At 51.9% G+C, this 17,581-nt stretch carries 17 protein-coding genes; 7 read left to right on the top strand and 10 right to left on the bottom strand.

Annotated features, from left to right (window positions below; translation table 11 throughout):
- Positions 1 to 72: 72 nt before the first annotated feature.
- From Q8K39_RS16140 to Q8K39_RS16110, 7 genes are all read left to right on the top strand, one after another.
- Positions 73 to 438, top strand: a complete 366-nt coding sequence (locus Q8K39_RS16140; protein ID WP_305261772.1) for a hypothetical protein — start codon at positions 73 to 75, stop codon at positions 436 to 438.
- A 218-nt stretch (positions 439 to 656) separates the two neighbouring features.
- A complete protein-coding gene (locus Q8K39_RS16135) occupies positions 657 to 1,004 on the top strand; it encodes a hypothetical protein (RefSeq protein WP_305261770.1) in 348 nt (115 codons plus the stop codon).
- Between the two features lie 102 nt (positions 1,005 to 1,106).
- Complete coding sequence (locus tag Q8K39_RS16130) at positions 1,107 to 1,964, top strand: hypothetical protein (RefSeq protein WP_305261768.1); 858 nt, start codon at positions 1,107 to 1,109, stop codon at positions 1,962 to 1,964.
- A 106-nt stretch (positions 1,965 to 2,070) separates the two neighbouring features.
- On the top strand, positions 2,071 to 2,283 hold the full coding sequence (locus tag Q8K39_RS16125; RefSeq protein WP_305261766.1) for a hypothetical protein: 213 nt from the start codon (positions 2,071 to 2,073) through the stop codon (positions 2,281 to 2,283).
- A 189-nt stretch (positions 2,284 to 2,472) separates the two neighbouring features.
- Positions 2,473 to 3,273: an AraC family transcriptional regulator gene (locus tag Q8K39_RS16120; protein WP_186953779.1), complete on the top strand. Its 801-nt coding sequence runs from the start codon at positions 2,473 to 2,475 to the stop codon at positions 3,271 to 3,273.
- Positions 3,273 to 3,743 (top strand): VOC family protein, encoded by a 471-nt coding sequence (locus Q8K39_RS16115; RefSeq protein ID WP_305261764.1) that lies wholly within the window; start codon positions 3,273 to 3,275, stop codon positions 3,741 to 3,743. The genes Q8K39_RS16120 and Q8K39_RS16115 overlap by 1 nt, the downstream gene beginning before the upstream one ends.
- Before the next feature lie 10 nt (positions 3,744 to 3,753).
- Positions 3,754 to 4,182 (top strand): VOC family protein, encoded by a 429-nt coding sequence (locus Q8K39_RS16110; RefSeq protein ID WP_305261762.1) that lies wholly within the window; start codon positions 3,754 to 3,756, stop codon positions 4,180 to 4,182.
- 304 nt (positions 4,183 to 4,486) lie between these two features.
- Here the strand turns inward: Q8K39_RS16110 and Q8K39_RS16105 are convergent, their stop codons facing one another.
- The 10 genes from Q8K39_RS16105 to Q8K39_RS16060 all read right to left on the bottom strand — a co-directional run.
- Entirely contained in the window at positions 4,487 to 6,235 is a 1,749-nt protein-coding gene (locus Q8K39_RS16105) for a methyl-accepting chemotaxis protein (RefSeq protein ID WP_370868622.1), read from the bottom strand.
- Between the two features lie 54 nt (positions 6,236 to 6,289).
- Positions 6,290 to 6,736 (bottom strand): chemotaxis protein CheW, encoded by a 447-nt coding sequence (locus tag Q8K39_RS16100; RefSeq protein WP_230413691.1) that lies wholly within the window; start codon positions 6,734 to 6,736, stop codon positions 6,290 to 6,292.
- A 787-nt stretch (positions 6,737 to 7,523) separates the two neighbouring features.
- Positions 7,524 to 8,051 carry a SecY-interacting protein Syd gene (locus Q8K39_RS16095; RefSeq protein WP_305261760.1) on the bottom strand — a complete coding sequence of 176 codons (528 nt, stop codon included), beginning with the start codon at positions 8,049 to 8,051 and terminating at the stop codon, positions 7,524 to 7,526.
- 213 nt (positions 8,052 to 8,264) lie between these two features.
- Positions 8,265 to 9,017: a hypothetical protein gene (locus tag Q8K39_RS16090; protein ID WP_305261759.1), complete on the bottom strand. Its 753-nt coding sequence runs from the start codon at positions 9,015 to 9,017 to the stop codon at positions 8,265 to 8,267.
- A gap of 138 nt (positions 9,018 to 9,155) precedes the next feature.
- On the bottom strand, positions 9,156 to 11,192 hold the full coding sequence (locus Q8K39_RS16085) for a sodium:solute symporter family protein (RefSeq protein WP_305261758.1): 2,037 nt from the start codon (positions 11,190 to 11,192) through the stop codon (positions 9,156 to 9,158).
- Positions 11,193 to 11,196: 4 nt separating this feature from the next.
- Positions 11,197 to 11,463: a DUF4212 domain-containing protein gene (locus Q8K39_RS16080; RefSeq protein ID WP_186953745.1), complete on the bottom strand. Its 267-nt coding sequence runs from the start codon at positions 11,461 to 11,463 to the stop codon at positions 11,197 to 11,199.
- A complete protein-coding gene (locus Q8K39_RS16075; RefSeq protein ID WP_305261757.1) occupies positions 11,460 to 12,992 on the bottom strand; it encodes a sensor histidine kinase in 1,533 nt (510 codons plus the stop codon). The genes Q8K39_RS16080 and Q8K39_RS16075 overlap by 4 nt, the downstream gene beginning before the upstream one ends.
- Positions 12,989 to 13,735 (bottom strand): response regulator transcription factor, encoded by a 747-nt coding sequence (locus tag Q8K39_RS16070; protein ID WP_186953743.1) that lies wholly within the window; start codon positions 13,733 to 13,735, stop codon positions 12,989 to 12,991. Before Q8K39_RS16070 ends, Q8K39_RS16075 begins: the two co-directional genes overlap by 4 nt.
- Positions 13,736 to 14,037: 302 nt before the next feature.
- Complete coding sequence (locus Q8K39_RS16065) at positions 14,038 to 16,341, bottom strand: TonB-dependent receptor domain-containing protein (RefSeq protein ID WP_305261754.1); 2,304 nt, start codon at positions 16,339 to 16,341, stop codon at positions 14,038 to 14,040.
- A 927-nt stretch (positions 16,342 to 17,268) separates the two neighbouring features.
- A partial coding sequence (locus Q8K39_RS16060; protein ID WP_305261753.1) for a hypothetical protein occupies positions 17,269 to 17,581 on the bottom strand: 313 nt, incomplete at its 5' end.

Raw genomic sequence — 17,581 nt, 5'->3', positions numbered from 1 at the left:
GGGGTTTTCGGGAATCAATGCACAGCCACGATCAGATTGCGTAATCTTAGATTCGAAAGTCAATGCTGAAAAATGAGCTTTATAGTCAATAAAAAAGATCCGGTCAGAAGGCGCTACTCCATGTTTGTGAAATCCGCCTTTGCCATAATTTCAGTGCCAGTAATTTTGATTGCTCTGGTGGGGTATATAAACTGGTCTGCTGAAAGAGAGGCGCAGGCTTTCTGCGACGCGATTGAACCGGGCTCAGACATTTCTCTTGCAGTCACAAAATTTGAAGAAAAATTAGGTAAAAGAGGTGCTCTTCATTACGGATCAGTAGAAGATAAAGGCCACACCTTCTTGTTTCCTGGATTTATGTTTGACAAAGCAGTCTGTGGCGTGTCGGTGGCCTCAGATGGAAAAGCCATATCCAAATATTCACAAATGCAGTACGACTAGCTGTGATCAAGCAATAGAGTCATTGCAGTCTTTAACTTGCTCGCATTGTTATGACCCTTTTTATACAGAGTGACAAGCGTCCTCGATAGAACTATCAGAGGACAGTTGAGAACAAGAAGCAAAAAAATTTTAAGATGGTATAGCGTACTCGACATGGCGAAAGATAGTGGCTGTGTGTCAGGTTGTCGTGGTTAATTGAATGCGGAGTTCAGGACGATATGGAATTTAATTGGAATTGGTTTATGGGTGTCGATTTTAAAGGGCGTTGGCTTGTCACTAGAGGCCAAGCATACTTTGAAGTGAGTGAAGATAATTTTGATATCTCAGGTGTGATGTGCCTTGGAGATGTGTGCACCAAGGACTCCGACATCTATGCAAAATTTGTGGGTAAGGTGAGCGACGAGAGCGAAGTTGTGATGACAGTGACGTCTAGCAAGGAAGATGTACCACCATTTGAGGTTTCCGGAACAATGTTTAGCGCAGAAAATGACAATGAGATTTCATATACCTTCGTTTTAACAGACGGGACTACAGTTCTCGGATTTTCTTGTTGTTCCAAGTTATAGGTGAACATCCGGGGTTTCCAAAACGGCAAAGTGGCCAGTTTGAATTTGTCGTAATGTAAGGCCTGACTACCATTTGCGATACAGACATTGGACAAAATCTATATGGATGCAATGCTTACAGTTCTAGTGCCGAATTTTGCAAATTGGGCATTCGACAAAACGGAAACTATAGGGGCAAAGCAGCTAAAGGAGGCGGGGATTGTTGATCCTGTCGCGTACCGACTTGGCAGATTTATTACTATCGAGCCAAGGCCAGTTCCTAAATGGTTGGCTAAATTTGTCCCAGAAGGGCTGCCTGACTGGCATTGCTTTGTTTTGCACGGTGAGTACTTGAATATGTTAGAAACAGAGGTTAACGGGTGGATTGAACCAGATGAGGTCAAATCCACACGCCTCGACGAAGTCATCAAGCATATTTGCGAAACTACACCAAATTGTGTGTGGGTATTTGAGCCGGGCGACGAACCAATTGATTTGACCTATACCGACAAAGGTGCTGTTTGGATTTTTGAAAGAATTAAATCCGCCATGGACAGGAAAGAGACATTACAGGCTTTTGCTGTTATCGAGCAGACGCGGGGCGAAGACCAAGGGTCATACATCTCCAGCCCTGCGGGAGATTACGCGCCGCTAAGAACGATAAAAGGGGCGAACATGGTAAAAACTGATTTTGAGAAAAAATTAATGGGGATACTGAAGTTGTATTTAGATGGATTTTGTACTTCGGGTGAGGTGGTTCATGCAGTTGTGCTGCATTTTGGTCGTGAAAAGGAAATCGATTTTGATCTGTGGAATTCTTTGCCTGAATGGGTGAAAAAAGATGTCATAAATATATTGGTTGATTTCAGTGCAGAAACGGAATTTTATCTGCCAGCGCATAGTGAAAGTCCGAAAGTTGTAAAGCGAAATTACCTCGCCTTAAAGTCTTGGCTCTTAAAGATGAATATCATAGGAACTTGAATGTCGGGTCGCCAATCGCGCCGGTCTGTCACTGAAACTGGCGGCAGCCCCCCTGCGTAGCAGCAAGTCTTCATTGGGGGCCTATTATCGCCGCTTGTGCTCCCGCATGGACAAAGCGAAAGCCATTACTGCCGTTGCACACAAGCTGGCAAGGCTTATCTACATGATGCTGACAAAAGGTGAAGAGTACACTGATCAAGGACAGCAATATTATGAAGAACGCTATCGTGAACGTGTACTTCATCATCTGGCAAAGAAGGCCGAAAAACTGGGTTTAAAACTCGTCAGCAATGAAGACTGCGAATTTAAACCCAGTTAAATCAAGGACTTAATTTTGTTTCTTAAGAGACCTGACGCTATTTTGATCGCTGGCTAATGGGTGCCCCTATTTTGATCGCTAGGTCGCGCGTCACCTCGGGATCAGCAAGAATACGGTCGCTGACATCATTCATCGACACAAATCAAATGATAGGATGTCCATTTCGACGCCATCCGGAGCCGAGCCTTGATGCAAACCCCGATATCATGCAGCCCGCACCCCTCACGCTACACCGAGCTTTCGAGTGGAGCCGATCCTGGCCGTGGGATCGAAGCGGTCTGGGTGTCAGTAGCTGACAAGGCCCGCGCCCATCGGGTTTTGCCCGACGGGCGTTGTGATATCATTTTACGGTTCTGCGCCAAGGTACGTCCGATCAATAGCATCACCGTTGTGGTGACAGGCCCGACGACCCGGCATTATGATGTTGTGGTGGAACCGGGTATGGGCTTTGCTGGTATCCGACTGCGTCCGGGCTTTTTTTATCCCATTTTGGGGCTGAGCCCTGGGCTTTTGCGGGACGGGAACCTTATGGGTGAGGCGGCGATCGGCGCCTGCCCACAGCTTGCCGATCTATGTGCAGAGGCGACTTCACCGGACGATCTGCCGGGCCGGCTGGTTGCTTTCGTGCAACATCGCATTGCGCTTGGGCACAGTCTTCCGCCCATAAAGACCCTGCGCATTCTAAGCGCGCTCCATGCTTCCGGTGGCCGACTTGCGGTTCAGGATATAGCGCGCATGCAGGACATCAGCACCCGGACGGTTCAGCGGATCGTGCGCGATGCGACGGGCCTGCCACCCAAATCCTATGCCCGGATTTTGCAGTTTCACCGCGCACTGCGCCTGCTTCGCGACCATCACCTGCGCCCATCTGAAGCGGCGTTTGAGGCGGGATATGCCGATCAGGCCCATATGACCCACGCTTTACGCGATTTTGGCGGGCTTTCGCCTGCCCGGATGGGGGATGTGACACTGGTCACACTTGGCGATTGATGTCTGATTTTTACAAGACCGGCAGCGGCGCCGCTGGTATGGTTGGGGAAATGAACAAGGAGGTCCCTATGACAGTCAGATTCGGCTATACCATTATTTATGTCCCAGATGTTCGGGCAACCATCGCCTTTTACGAGGCGGCCTTCGGCCTGCCGCTGCGGTTTCTCCATGAAAGTAACCAATATGCCGAGATGGAAACCGGCGACACCACCCTGGCCTTCGCGAGTGAAGAGATGGCCGAGATGAACGGGCTGGCCATTCGCCCCCTGCGTGTCAGTGATCTGGCCCAGGCGGTGGAAATCGCGTTGATCTGCGACGATCCGCAATCGTCATGGGATAGAGCGGTCGCGGCCGGGGCAAGTCCGCTGTCGCCGCCAACGGCCAAACCGTGGGGGCAGATCGTCGGCTATGTCCGAGACCCGAGCGGCGGCCTGGTCGAGCTTTGCTCCGACATGACAGCAATCGCCTGAGGGGGCCACAATGCAACCAACAACAGCTTCTCCCGCCATTACCACACCGCATGTCGCCGCCTCTCGTGCGTTCTACATTAAACATTTCGGCGCCCGCCTCGTGTTTGATTGCGGTTGGTTCATCAGCCTCGAATTCGGCCCTGGACTGTCGCTGCAATTCATGGAACCACAGCACGAGCAGCCAGCTTGTGACCCCACGGGCCTGACCTATAATTTCTGCGTTGCCGATGTGGATGATACCTACAACGAACTTCTGGTCACTGGCCTCACCCCTGACACTCCACCCGAGGATCACCCTTGGGGTGACCGCGGCTTTGCGCTGCGCGATCCAAATGGGGTCATGCTCTACATCTATTCCAACCGGGAACCCGCACCGGAGTTTCGCACCGCCTTTCTAGGGGGGGGGCTGATGCATGAACAGGGTCGAGAACCTGCTTGAAGACCTGCGCCTGTTCTCTTTGCATCTAGCACGGGTTTTTGTGGCGTCTTTGCCTACACCAACCACGTCACGCTGGAATTCGGCGACGGAAGCACGCTGCCCAACCCGCAAAAAAATAGGGTCCAAAAAGATAGGGTCACCCATTAGCCCCCAGAAAGATAGGGTCAGAAAGATTGGGTCACGTCTTACATTACGACAATTTCAAACCAAGAAAATGTATGAACGTAAGACCACATCTTTTGCAGCTTTTGCGCCCTCGTCTAGTGATGAGGTTCTCGGGCAAGTTGTGATTTAACAAGACCCTTTAAAACGATTCCCATTCATTTCCAGCCGGCGCGACTGCTTCGAGTTTCTTTGTTGCCTGCCTGCGAGCTGCTTGGGTCGGCGAAGCCGGAAGGGCAACCGGGCCTTCCTTGCGAATCGATGCAGTCGACCTTACAGGGCGAGCCGGAGCAGCTTCGACTGAAAACTGTGAAGTGCTATCAAGCTTGAAAATCGCGACCGTTTGCGCCAATTGGTCAGCCTGCTCCTGCATCGATTCGGCCGCTGCCGCCGCTTCTTCCACCAGCGCTGCATTTTGCTGCGTGACTTGATCCATCTGGCCAATAGCTTGATTCACCTGTTCGATACCGGCACTCTGCTCCTGGCTGGCAGCCATGATTTCAGCCATGATATCGGTCACCCGCTTGACACTGCCGACGATCTCACCCATGGTGCTGCCGGCTTCGGCCACCAGTTTGCTGCCGGCGTCGACTTTCTCCACGGAATCGCCAATTAAGGTCTTGATCTCCTTGGCAGCTGCAGCAGAGCGTTGCGCAAGGTTGCGCACTTCGCTCGCGACGACGGCGAAACCACGCCCTTGCTCACCCGCGCGCGCCGCTTCGACAGCTGCGTTCAAGGCAAGAATGTTTGTCTGGAAAGCGATGCCGTCAATGACCGCGATGATATCGACGATCTTTTTGGCGGAATCGTTGATCGACCCCATCGTGTCAACAACTTGGGCCACAACCTCGCCACCCTTGACCGCTACACCCGATGCAGTTACAGCCAGTTTATTTGCTTGTCGCGCATTGTCCGCATTCTGTTTCACCGTCGCTGTCAGCTCTTCCATGGAAGTAGTGGTTTTCTCAAGTGATGATGCCTGCTGCTCGGTACGCTGAGACAGGTCTAGGTTGCCAGATGCAATTTCCGATGAGCCAGTTGAAATCGACTCGGTTGCACTGCGCACACGCCCCACGATACTCACCAGACTGTCACGCATTTCCTTCATTGCTGACAATACGCTTGTCTGGTCGCGAGAGTCGAGGCTAATAATAACGCTAAGGTCGCCTGATGCGATGCTGCGGGCAATTGCACTAGCTTTACTGGGTTCGCCGCCGAGCGCCTTCATGATGCTACGGGTAATGAGAGTAGCGACAACTGCACCCACGATGAGCGCACCGAAGCACATAATCATCATTAGTGTTTGAAAACCACTGGCAGTACCCCGTGCAGACGCCGATTCGGAACGATTCAAGTTTTCTTCGAAATCGATGAGCTTGTTAATGCGACCAAGCCATTCCACAAAAGCAGGGCGTGCGTCAGCTAGCATTATTTGCTTGGCTTGCTCGCTCTCGCCAGCACGACGCAGTTCGACGACTTTCTTAATCAGGGGGAGCGTACGTGCTTCTGTTTCCTTGATGCTTGCCAGGATCTGCTTTTCCTCGCTACTGATGTCGGTTCGCTCGCTAAACATTTTGTCCAACGGCCCTGCGGACTTTTCATAGTCTGCCGAGAGGCTGGCAATTTTCTCAAGAACAGGCTGCAGCTCGGCCTCGGTTGGGACAAAGATCACATCGCGCAACGCGATTGCCCGATCATGGACGCTACCGCGAAAGTTAATCGCATAGCGTTGCTTGACGCTGTTGACATCCCCGATCGTGGTCAGGCCTTTGGAAATCGAGTTGACCTGCGCGATCCCGATGATCGTAAGAACGATCATCATTGATAAAACCAAGGCAAAGCCAGCCCAGATGCGTGTCCTCACCGTCATACCACGCGCTTCATTCGTCATCATGTCACTTCCAATCGTTAATATTTTAATACAAAAAACCGGCTCATTGCATTATCAAGCTGCGACTTCTTCGAGAAGTCCTATATCAACCTGCGACATCAGCCGGGCAATATCGACGAGGATGAGCATCCGTTCATTCACTGTGCCAAGGCCAATCAAATAATCGCAACTAATGTTGGTGCCCATCGCAGGGGCTGGCTTGATCTGATCAGGCGTTAGCGTTATGACATCGGACACACTATCCACGACCATGCCAATGATCCGCGCACCGAAATTGAGAATAATGACGACCGTGAACTGGTCATATGTAGGCGTACCCAGATTCAACTGAATGCGCATGTCGACGATCGGTACGATCACACCGCGAAGATTGATCACGCCCTTGAAATGGTCCGGCATGTTGGCAATTTGTGTAACGGCGTCATAACCCCGGATTTCCTGCACCTTCTGCAGATCCGTACCGTATTCTTCGTCGCCAAGGGTGAACGAAAGTACTTCCATGTGGCTGTTCGCTTGCAGGGTCATATTGATAGGTTGAAAGGTGTATCAAGGAAAATTGAGAATATTAAATGCGGGCGAGATTATAGGGAGTCTCGACAAAATATCAGTAATCAGAATACCTGATACTCGCTATATTTATCAGCCGGTAAAAAATGCGAAAAAATGGTACGGACGTGACCTAATCAAATTTCAACGCGGCCTAACAACGCGGCGGATTTGGGCCGTTGATGATTACATTTTTCGTTGCGGGGGATGGGCAACGGGAGTGGCGAAAATTCAAGCAAGCTTTGAGGGCGATTTTTTCGATTTCAATTTGCCACTTGAGTTCTAGCGGTACTGCACAGATGAGAGAATAAGCGAAATATTTCCGTATGGAAATGTATTTTTGTTGGATTTAACAATCTCATACAGACATGTCCTTAAAACAGGTATCGATCAGCCGGTTAAAGTGTTGCTGGAGCCACTTTCAGAATACTTCATCATTTAACCCGGTGAGAGTGTCGAGGTTCACGCTATCTGTGACGACAACACCAATAGCATCACGTTTACTGTGGCGACCAATGATTCATTCTTGACGATATATGCACCAGGCGAGATCGCTGGTTTCGTTGACTGTTACATGACACGCGATGGTGTACGTTTGGCAGCAGATGGGAAATAAAGTGGTAAAACTCAAAATGTCAATGGGGCGAGGGGTCAATGGGGCGAGGGGTCAGGTCTGACATTCATGCATTTCAAACCCGGCGGGCGATAACGCCCTAGTCGCCTCTACTTACTACATAAAGTTTCAATCTTCAGATAAAAAGGTCTGCAGAGATTCTGCTACTTGGCGCATAGGTGGGTAGCCGGGCTCGCATAACCAGACCGTACCAGTCGTGTTGCAAACACCGAAGTAGAAGTCGGAATTGGTGGTGGCTATGCAGATAGGCGCGTCTTCTTGCAACATGAGTTGCACATTATTTGCTGCCGACTTTAATTCGTCTTGATTCCAGCTCGCATAGATAGTGCACTCTTCGCCAGAGTGATTTGCGTATATGGGTCTTCCAAAATAGCTGGTAAAAAACTCTGCTATTTCAGGTCTTAAGTCAAGGGCGCTAAACGCGGTGTCGCCTTCGATCGCTACTGGGTGCCACGCGACTAAGCCTTCGTTGTCAACTGGCAGAATTGCGCACGGTGAAGGCCATTCCGGAATGTATTCTATTTTTTCTACATTTGCTTGCCTCTCTAAACTCGCCAGCAAAAGCTCTGCTATCGTTTTCATTTCGTGATTCTTCGGATAATGGTCAATAATCTTATCATCATTGATCGGATTCATCGGCTAGCATATTCGATTTCCCCTTGGAGACTCATTGCCTGGCCGCCGCTGTAGAGAACAACACGATTTTGGGACAGGTCTTGGATACGACTTGTCCATATTTTCAGGCTTGCTGGCTAATAGATACTGTTACTCGATAAACATCTCAGTATCACGTTGCATTCCATGCTCAGGCAGATCTGTAGCTGCTGGAATCAGTTTCAGTTCATCGTGTCATGGATGGTAAATCGCATCAAATTTATTACCTTCATTGAGTTTGGAGATCAAGATCAGCAAGTTCGCGGTTCCCGCCTGCTGGAACCAGGTGCGCACTTCGTGGCCAGCGGTGGTGTACAGGGAGTGGATTTCCGTTTCGCCACGCGCACGGCGCTCAGTATTTTTATTGTCGCTGTAGCGCGTACCTGCCGCATTCCAGGCGCTCAGGCTGCGCAAGCTGTAAAGTTCTTCGCGGCTGGGGTGGGCGACATGCTGGGCTTGCAGGTATTGCCAGTGCGCTTCGGAATGCACGGGCGCTTCGCTCACCATCACAGCCAAGCCTTCATCAAACCATTGCGGCATTTCTTTCCAGGCACGGAAACCCAAGCGTTTAATCATTTCTGCATGCGACCATTCATGGGCGATAAAGTGCCAGTTCAGACCTATCGGGGATAGCAGGATGCGGTTTCCATATGCCTTGGCAAACGTGCCCTGGCCACCAAATGACCGCAAGCATTGCTCCGTCATGCAGGCGTGGACCACTGGTTTGGATAAGACGCTGCCATACACCGTGCCCAGGGCTTTTTCCGCCACCAGCATGTCGTCCTGCAAGCGGGTTTGCGTGGCTCGATCGGTACCCACTTCGACATAAAGATTCGGGCTGACTTGTACAAACCCAAACGACTGAGGTGCGAGAAATTTAACTGCTTTCAGTTGGCTGCAGCCACTGAGAGGCAGGATCATACATAGGGCAAGCAGAGATGAGCGCATGTGTGGTATCCAAAAATCTAAATGAGAATAAATGGACAGAGGGCGGCAAATCGAAAAAGGATTCAAAAATTTTAAAATCATGCGCTAAGCTCACTGAAAGGTGCATGCACTCAGTGTCCTGGGTTGAGGCGCGCAAACTCAAGGCTGCCGTATAAAATCCACCAGTTCCAGCGTCTTTTGGTCTGGTTTTGGCGTAAAGAAGCTGACCACCAGCATGGTGATGAAACCTGCGGGAACGCCGAAAACGCCTGCCGATATCGGGGCGATGTTGAACCACTGGTTGGCGGGATTGCCGCCGAACAGGGGGTGGGTGTAAAGCATATAGAACACGCAGATGACAAAGCCGGTGATCATGCCGCAGATGGCACCCTGTCGGTTGGCGCGTTTCCAGAATATGCCCAGCACCAGCGCCGGGAACAGGGCGGATGCGGCGACCGAAAAGGCAGCGCCCACCAGTGACAGGATATCGGCGGGTTTGAGTGAGGCCACATAAGCAGCGACCAGCGCCACTACCAGCAAAAGCAATTTGGAGATGGTCACGCGCTTTTGGGTGGAGGCTTGTGGGTCGATGATTTTGTAATAGATGTCGTGTGACAGTGAGTTTGATATGGTCAGTAACAAGCCGTCGGCAGTGGACAGTGCGGCGGCCAGGCCACCGGCGGCGACCAGGGCAGATACCACATAGGGCAGGCCAGCGATTTCTGGCGTAGCCAGGACGACGATGTCGCCATCGAGCACGATCTCGGCCAGTTGGACAATGCCGTCACGGTTGATGTCGGTGATATTCACCAGCGGGTTGTTGCGGTCTATATTGGCCCAGTAAGTAACCCAGGAGGGCAGTTTGGCGAATTCACTGCCGACCAGGGAGTTGTAGATGTCATATTTGACCAAAATCGCCAGGGCCGGGATGGTGATGTACAGCAGCATGATGAAGAACAGCGACCAGAATACCGAGTCGCGGCTTTCCTTGACGGTGGGCGTGGTGTAGTAACGTACCAGCACATGGGGCAGGGCGGCTGTGCCCATCATCAGGCATAGCACCAGCGCCATGAAGTTGTTGCGCTTGTTGTCGGATTCGTTTTTGTCTTTGGCCGCATAGGGCGTGTATTTGGAAAAACCGGGCTGCGCCTTGTTCAGATAATTATTGCGGATATCGCTCCAGCGGCTTTGCGCTTCTTGTGGTGATTTTGGATAGTTTGCCAGCACCCGTCCAGCGGCCTTGATCTCCAATAGCGAGGCGTTGCCAGATTTTAATTCTTCCAGCTTGTGTTGCAGTTCCAGCCGGTCTTCTTCCCAGGAGAGTGGCAGCCGCTGTATTTTCTTTTGCAGTTCATCGGCGCGCTGGCGGTAGATAGCGCGCACCTCCTGCTCCTTGGGGTCTGACTGAAAGCTCTTTTCCTTGCTGACCAGTTCTGGCAGCACGGCGCCATATGACAAGGGGGCAACCGGGTTATTGGTGTGTTTGACCGAAAGCCAGGCCACCGGAATTAAAAAGGCGATGATGATGATGATGTATTGCGCCACCTGGGTCCAGGTGACGGCACGCATGCCACCCAGGAAGGAGCACACTAAAATGCTGGCCAGACCCAGGAAGATGCCCACCGAAAAATCCACACCAGTAAAGCGCGATGTGATCAGGCCCACCCCATAGATTTGTGCCACAACATAAATGAAAGAGATGAACACGGTGGCAAACACGGCGATGATCCTGACCATATTATTTTCAGGTGTGCCAGCAAAGCGCGCACCGAGAAAGTCAGGGATAGTGTATTGCCCAAACTTGCGCAGATAGGGGGCTATCAGCATCGCTACCAGGCAAAAGCCGCCAGTCCAGCCTATGATGTAGGCCAGGCCATCAAAACCCTGCAGATACAGGCCACCAGCCAGGCTTAAAAAGCTGGCGGCAGACATCCAGTCGGCGGCGGTTGCCATGCCATTGAAGACGGCAGGCACGCGCCGCCCGGCGACATAATATTCGCTGATGTCGGACGTGCGGCTGACTACGCCTATGCCAGCATACAGCACGATGGTGGCGAACATGAAGAGATAACCTATCCATGCACGCGGCACGCCTTCTTTTTCCAGTATCGCCAGGCTGATCAGGAAGATGAAAAACAGCAGGGTGTACCACAAATAGTACAGCGTCAGTCTTTGGGTGAAGCGTTTTTGTGGCATGTGATCAATGTCCCGTTTGCTTGCGGCCTATCCAGTGCATACCCAGGGAATAGATAGCCAGTATCATGACAAAACTCAGCGTCAGGCCCTGGGCTGCCATGTAAAAGGAAAAAGGCCAGCCAAAGAAAGTCAGTGCTGATAATTCACGCGCAAAAAATAATACGCTAAAGCACAATGCGCCCCAGCACACCAGCAAAACTGTGGTCAGCCTCCTGGTGTGACGCCAGTAGTGTTTGCTGACGCTACCTGCGTTGTCTGCTTGATTGCTCATGACAAACCTTCCATGGCTACTTCATCATAGGGATTCAACTGGAAAGAAATACGGAACAGACAGCCAGGATAAGCTGTGTCTTGCGGTTGCGGATTATCCAGTATCTGTATGCGGGCATCATGCTGACTGGCGATTTCGCGCACGATAGCCAGGCCCAGGCCACTGCCCTGCACATTGCTGCCGAGGATGCGGTAAAAGCGTTCAAACACGCGCTCGCGCTCTGCTGGCGGTATGCCAGGGCCATTGTCTTCCACTTCCAGTATCGCCAATGCTTCGTCATGGTCTATGCGTACGCGCACGGTCACGCTATGTGCTTGCGGGGTATAGCGCAAGGCATTGTCGATCAGGTTGCTGATCATTTCACGCAGCATCAGCGGGCTGCCAAAGATCAGCACGGCATTCTTGTCTTGCTCGAAACCCAGGTCTATCTTTTTTGCGAAGGATGTCTGTATCCATTCCTGCACCACATTGCGTGCCAGGATGTTGAGATCGATTTGCTCGCGTGGCTGGTTGGTGGGGGCGAGGTTTTCTGCGCGGGCCAGTGTCAGCAATTGATTCACCAGGCGGGTGGCGGCTTCTGAACTGGTGGCTATCTGGGCCAGCGACTGATGTATCTCATGTTGGTCAGTCTGACGCAAAGCCAGTTCGGACTGCATGCGCATGCCCGCCAGCGGGGTTTTCATCTGGTGGGCAGCGTCGGCGATGAAGCGTTTCTGGATGGCGATGGTTTGCGCCAGCCGCTCCAGCATTTCATTGAGTGATTTGACCAGGGGCGTAATCTCTTCCGGCACATGCCGCGAGTCGATGGGGCTGAGATCATCCGGCCTGCGCGCCCTGATCCGTTGCTGCAACTCTGCCAGTGGCGACAAGCCACGGCTCAGGGCAAACCAGACCAGGGCCAGGGCAATCGGCAAGATGATGAATTGCGGCAGTATCACCCCCTTGATGATTTCATTGGCCAGCAGGCTGCGTTTTTCCAGGGTCTCTGCCACTTGCACCAGGGCCAGGTGCGGGTCTTTGTTGGGGCCACGCTTGCCCGTCCTGTTGAGGTCGATATAGCTATAGGCGATGCGTATGTCGATGCCGCGCAAGACAGCATTCCTGAATTGCACGCTGCCTGCGGGCGGTTTGTCATCTTCTGCTGGAGCAGGCAAGTCGCGGTCACCATCGACGACTTCGCCCTTTAGGCCCTTGATCTGGAAATAGATATTGTCGAGATCATCGGCACGTAAAATATCACGGGCCGGATTGCTGAGCTGGGTAATGGTTTGCCCGTCAATTTCCTTGACTTGCTGTGACAGCACCAGCACATTGTCTTCCAGCGCCCGGTCAAAAGGCTGGTTGGCGATGGACTTGGCCACCAGATAAGTGATGGCGATGCTCATGGGCCATAACAACAGGAGCGGAGCCAGCATCCAGTCGAGGATTTCGCCAAACAATGAACGCTGGATTTTTTCTTCCGGCTGCTTGCCTGCCGTGCTGTCAGGCGCTTTTGCGTCGCTGTCGGCACTGCCTGGCGGGACACTCATTTTTGCTCAGTTGTAGTGGCCGGTGTAGCTGGCGTCGCTGGTGCAACTTGTGCAGCGCCGGAAGGGGCAGCAGGGACAAAGAATTTTTCCAGGCAATAACCCAGGCCGCGCACGGTGGCGATGCGCACGCCATCAATTTCTATTTTCTTGCGCAGGCGGTGGACATAGACTTCGATGGCATTGTTGCTGACTTCTTCACCCCATTCACAGAGGTGATCGACCAATTGTTCCTTGGATACCAGCCGCCCCGTGCGTTGCAGCAATACTTCCAGCAAGCCCAGTTCACGCGCCGACAAATCCAGCATCTGTTCATGGATATAGGCAATCCGCCCGACCTGGTCATACGTCAGCGGCCCATGCTTGATGACGGTAGGCCCGCCACCAGCACCACGGCGCGTCAAAGCACGCACCCGTGCTTCCAGCTCGGACAGGGCAAAGGGCTTGGCCATGTAATCGTCGGCCCCCAGATCCAGGCCCTTGACCCTTTGCTCTACCGAATCTGCCGCCGTCAATATCAGCACCGGCAGACGTGAGTTGCGCGCCCGCAGGCGGCGCAAGACTTCCAGCCCACTGAGTCTGGGCAAGCCCAGGTCGAGTATCAGTAAATCAAAATCCTGGGTAGTCAGGGCAGTATCGGCCGCCTCGCCGTCGTTGACACAATCTGTGGCATAACCGGATTGTCGCAGCGAACGGGTGAGGCCGTCGGCCAGGACGCTATCGTCTTCCGCTAGCAAAATACGCATGGTGGCTTCTATCTTGTTTGTCTCGTTATGATGGCGATGGCCTCCATAGCATCCAGTGCTGCTTATGCTGCATTGTCATTACTGAAACAGATGCATGGTCAGCCAGCTTCAAGATGTCATGGTCGGTCACAAAACATTTGATCTATGTCAAATTTTCACTACATCCCGCCGTGGCAGCAGATATAGCGTTTCCATAACTTTAACTCAAAACCAGAGCTTGCTTTGTAGAAGATCGTTGCGAAAGAGCAAAGCTGTCGCTTTATTTGCCTTCTGATTTGTCACCTCGGCTATCACTCTCGCTATTACCCTCGGGGAGGGCGCGAATTGCCACCAGGCGTGACACCACCAAAACGGTAAGAAAAACCGACGTAGATCAGGCGGCCATCATAGCGGCGTATGCTACTTTCTTTCAAAATATCAGTATCGACCTGGGTTTCAGTCTTGTTGGAATTGAAGATGTCCGTCACATTCACGACCAGATTCAGGCTCTTGGTGATGTTGTGGCGATAGCTGAAATTGGCCGTGGAATTGGGCTGGCGATAACCCTCGCCCGACACGGTGCGGCCCTGGGTGTTAAGGCTCAGTTGCAGGTGATCGTCGTCAGTGATCTGATAATTGATCCTGCCGCGCACGCTCAGGGAAGTAGATGGCCTGTGGACATCCTGCCCGGCAGCGTTGATATAGGTTTGTTCACCCAACAAGAGATTGCCACTGGTGTTGATGGAAAACTTGGGGGTGAGCTTGCCGCTGACGGTGAACTCCAGGCCACGGGTATGGCTGCCACCACCATTGTCTGGCGTGGTCAGCAAGACACCGTCTTTGAGAAAAGTCCGGCGATAGATGATGGAGTCGCTCTCTTTGCGATAATAGGCCCTGAGATTGACATCGAGCTTGTCAACGCGTGTTTCATACGCAAGCTCAAAAGAATCGGTCTGGGTAGGTTTCAGTCCGGGATTGCCGCTGGAGGCATTCAGTTCGTCGCGATAGCTGACGAAGGGGTTAAGTTCATTCGCACCGGCGCGGCGTATGCGGTGGGCATAACTGAAACGCAGGGTGGTATCGTCCGACAGTTTGTAACTTGCAAAAAAACTCGGGATATAGCTGAGGTAATGATTTGTCGCCCCAATATTGGCACTTAGCTGCCGCACATCGATGTGGGTATATTCTGTCCTCAAACCTGCCAGCACCCCCCATTGCTCATTCAAGCGCAACTGGTATGAGCCATATAGGGCCAGATTCCCTTCATCCAGGCTGTAGCGATTGGTTCTGGTTGTGTTGACAGTCCGGGCATTGCTGACCGGGTTGATATCGAAATAGCCGGTATCAAATTCACTCTTATTGTCGGCGATTTTATAACCCAGCTTGACCAGGCCATTGTCATGCGGGCGCTCATAGTCACCCGTGAAGTCGACCAGCTTTACATTGCTTCTATTGTCTTGCAGGTTATACCTGTCGGACATCAATTCGGGTTTGACTGCATACACATTGGCATAATTGCTGACACTGGCATTCTCGGATGACGATACCCGCAAATCCAGTTTCAGGTTTTCGCCACTGATGTCCCCCTTGTGGTCAAAACGCGCACCCCAGCTATAGCTGGTGCCGTCACCCTTGCGCTGGGTGGTGCGTACATAATCACTGAACAAGGCATTATCCTTGTTAAAGGTCAGGTAGTGATCTTCAGATTGCTGGTCATTGTTACGCGCAGTGTAAGAAAAATTGGCTCCCAGAGTGTCTTTGGCACCCAGGTTGTAGGTCAGCGCAGCATTCAGGCCGGAAGAATTATTCAAACCTTTTGCGCTGGAAGTCTGGGTGTTATGTGTCGCCGCGCCTATGCCATCGATGCGGTCACGTACCGCATCGCCTACAGAATTGCGACCATCATGGCGGAAATTGACGCCACCCTGTATGCCCCATGCACCTTCGTGATAACTGCCAGAGAGCGCAGTATTGTAGCGACCCGCAGAACCGCCATTGGCATTGATGACACCGAAGCCACCCGGCTGGCGCGTGCGCCGCATGACCAGGTTGATGATGGGGCCACCTCCTGCCTCATTGCCGAACTGCGCACCGGGGTTATTGATGACTTCGACCGATTCAATATCATTCCCAGGCATGGCTGCCAGTGTGGCCGCGCGGTTGTCACCCTGCAGCATGGCAGATGGCTTGCCATCAATCAGGATTTGCACCTTGGTGCTGCCACGCAGGCTGACCGTGCCATCCGGGTCTACATTGACTGAGGGCACATTGTTCAAGGCATCAGCCGCCGAACCATTGGTACTGCTGACATCAGATTTAACATCATAGACCTGGCGGTCGATACGGTTGCTGGGGCGCTCGGCAGAGACGGTGACCGTTGGAGCTTCGACTTCAGGCGGCGATGCTGGCTTGGTTTCAGCCTTGATTTCGGGCTTTGCTGGCGTAGCGGGCGCAGGCTTGGTAGCTGCTGGTTTCGTTGGCGCTGCAATTGCCCGTGCCAGCGCCGGATTTACCCACGTGGCTTCGGTGAAAAGTGTGCCCAGCAAGAGGGTGCGCAGAACTTGCTTATGATGTCTGGCTGTCGCAGTCAGAACCTTCGCCAGTTTGTTTTTTTTATAAAGTGTCATCAGTTTACTTGAGGGGGGGGCTGCTTGGCGACGGCTAGTGGACTGTCACAGTGAAATCGAGAGTGAAGGACATGTGCCCGGCGAATCAGGGCAAGGAGCAAAGCACAGCGATAGCGGGGCTATCGCGAGCATTTGCAACGCTGCCATGATCGCCGCGCACATGGCAGGCACTCCGATTTTCACTGTGAAAGCCCACTAAAGCATCAAAGGCCTGGATTTTACCGTAGTTCAAAAAGCATCCCTTGTGTACTTGCCTGCTTTATTCACTCCGTTACAAATAAGGTCTTTCATCACCATCAAATTTAGCTAAACGTGAAGTTGAAAATATGTCGATGGCGTGACATTCGCAGACGACTTAGACTTTTTCATGTCGAATCATGTCTGCCATGCTCCACAAGAGTTTGCCAGACACCTGAGTGATTTTGATTAGAAAACATATTCAGATTCCAGATATGTCAGCCAAGCAGAGACCAGGAACATGAAAGACAGAAAATGAAAATGCGTGAGACAGTCATGACACACTTACTTTGGCTGGCACATGGCCTATCAGGACCAGGCTGCCGCAGTCTGTGCCGCCAATCCGGGCTTGTGCAGCAAATTGCCGGTCTACACCTTTGGTCAGGTGGGTGGCATGATAGGCAGTTGTATCAACCAGTCAATCATAAGCATGAATATGATCCGCGCGGGAATTATGGGGTCAATTATTAAGATAATTTTTTGGGGAGGATAGTGAAGCTGTCGTTGAATTATCAGTTTAAGTAATGGCATGCGACTGACGCATTGAAATAAATGTAGGTTGGGCTGCGCTTTACCAGCCCAACATTCAGCCTTCGATCAACGCATAAAAAAAGAAACGATATTTTTAAGTTTGGTTTTTATTGACTTGCACACGATATTTGCTATTGCAGGCCGGGGGTAGCCCGGCAGCTACTCCCTTTTCTTGCTTCGCCAAGAAAAGGAAGCAAAAGAAGGCGACCCAGGCGTCGACGCCCCTGCGGGGTGCCCGTTTGTGCGGTACAAAAAATGGGAAGATCCGAAACTCGCCTTCGGCTCAGACATCGGCTCTTCTGCTTCCATTTTCTGTACCGCACAAACGGCATCGACACATGGGAACTGCAAAAATTCAAAAACAACGTCAAAATCAAACTCAACAGCAACAGCAACAGCAACAGCAACAGCAACAGCAACAGCAACAGCAACAGCAACAGCAACAGCAACAGCAACAGCAACATCAACACCA

Origin of the sequence: Undibacterium sp., assembly GCF_030683615.1 — a bacterium.
Classification (GTDB): Bacteria; Pseudomonadota; Gammaproteobacteria; order Burkholderiales; family Burkholderiaceae_D; genus Undibacterium; species Undibacterium umbellatum.
The sequence above is the reverse complement of the archived record's forward strand: the minus strand, read 5'-3'. Positions and strand labels throughout refer to the sequence as shown.

Bases quoted from the DNA above. Each gene is read 5' to 3' on its own strand.
- Q8K39_RS16140 (WP_305261772.1), top strand. From the start codon at position 73: ATGAGCTTTATAGTCAATAAAAAAGATCCGGTCAGAAGGCGCTACTCC.
- Q8K39_RS16135 (WP_305261770.1), top strand. From the start codon at position 657: ATGGAATTTAATTGGAATTGGTTTATGGGTGTCGATTTTAAAGGGCGT.
- Q8K39_RS16130 (WP_305261768.1), top strand. From the start codon at position 1,107: ATGGATGCAATGCTTACAGTTCTAGTGCCGAATTTTGCAAATTGGGCA.
- Q8K39_RS16125 (WP_305261766.1), top strand. From the start codon at position 2,071: ATGGACAAAGCGAAAGCCATTACTGCCGTTGCACACAAGCTGGCAAGG.
- Q8K39_RS16120 (WP_186953779.1), top strand. From the start codon at position 2,473: ATGCAAACCCCGATATCATGCAGCCCGCACCCCTCACGCTACACCGAG.
- Q8K39_RS16115 (WP_305261764.1), top strand. From the start codon at position 3,273: ATGTCTGATTTTTACAAGACCGGCAGCGGCGCCGCTGGTATGGTTGGG.
- Q8K39_RS16110 (WP_305261762.1), top strand. From the start codon at position 3,754: ATGCAACCAACAACAGCTTCTCCCGCCATTACCACACCGCATGTCGCC.
- Q8K39_RS16105 (WP_370868622.1), bottom strand. From the start codon at position 6,235: ATGACGAATGAAGCGCGTGGTATGACGGTGAGGACACGCATCTGGGCT.
- Q8K39_RS16100 (WP_230413691.1), bottom strand. From the start codon at position 6,736: ATGGAAGTACTTTCGTTCACCCTTGGCGACGAAGAATACGGTACGGAT.
- Q8K39_RS16095 (WP_305261760.1), bottom strand. From the start codon at position 8,051: ATGAATCCGATCAATGATGATAAGATTATTGACCATTATCCGAAGAAT.
- Q8K39_RS16090 (WP_305261759.1), bottom strand. From the start codon at position 9,017: ATGCGCTCATCTCTGCTTGCCCTATGTATGATCCTGCCTCTCAGTGGC.
- Q8K39_RS16085 (WP_305261758.1), bottom strand. From the start codon at position 11,192: ATGCCACAAAAACGCTTCACCCAAAGACTGACGCTGTACTATTTGTGG.
- Q8K39_RS16080 (WP_186953745.1), bottom strand. From the start codon at position 11,463: ATGAGCAATCAAGCAGACAACGCAGGTAGCGTCAGCAAACACTACTGG.
- Q8K39_RS16075 (WP_305261757.1), bottom strand. From the start codon at position 12,992: ATGAGTGTCCCGCCAGGCAGTGCCGACAGCGACGCAAAAGCGCCTGAC.
- Q8K39_RS16070 (WP_186953743.1), bottom strand. From the start codon at position 13,735: ATGCGTATTTTGCTAGCGGAAGACGATAGCGTCCTGGCCGACGGCCTC.
- Q8K39_RS16065 (WP_305261754.1), bottom strand. From the start codon at position 16,341: ATGACACTTTATAAAAAAAACAAACTGGCGAAGGTTCTGACTGCGACA.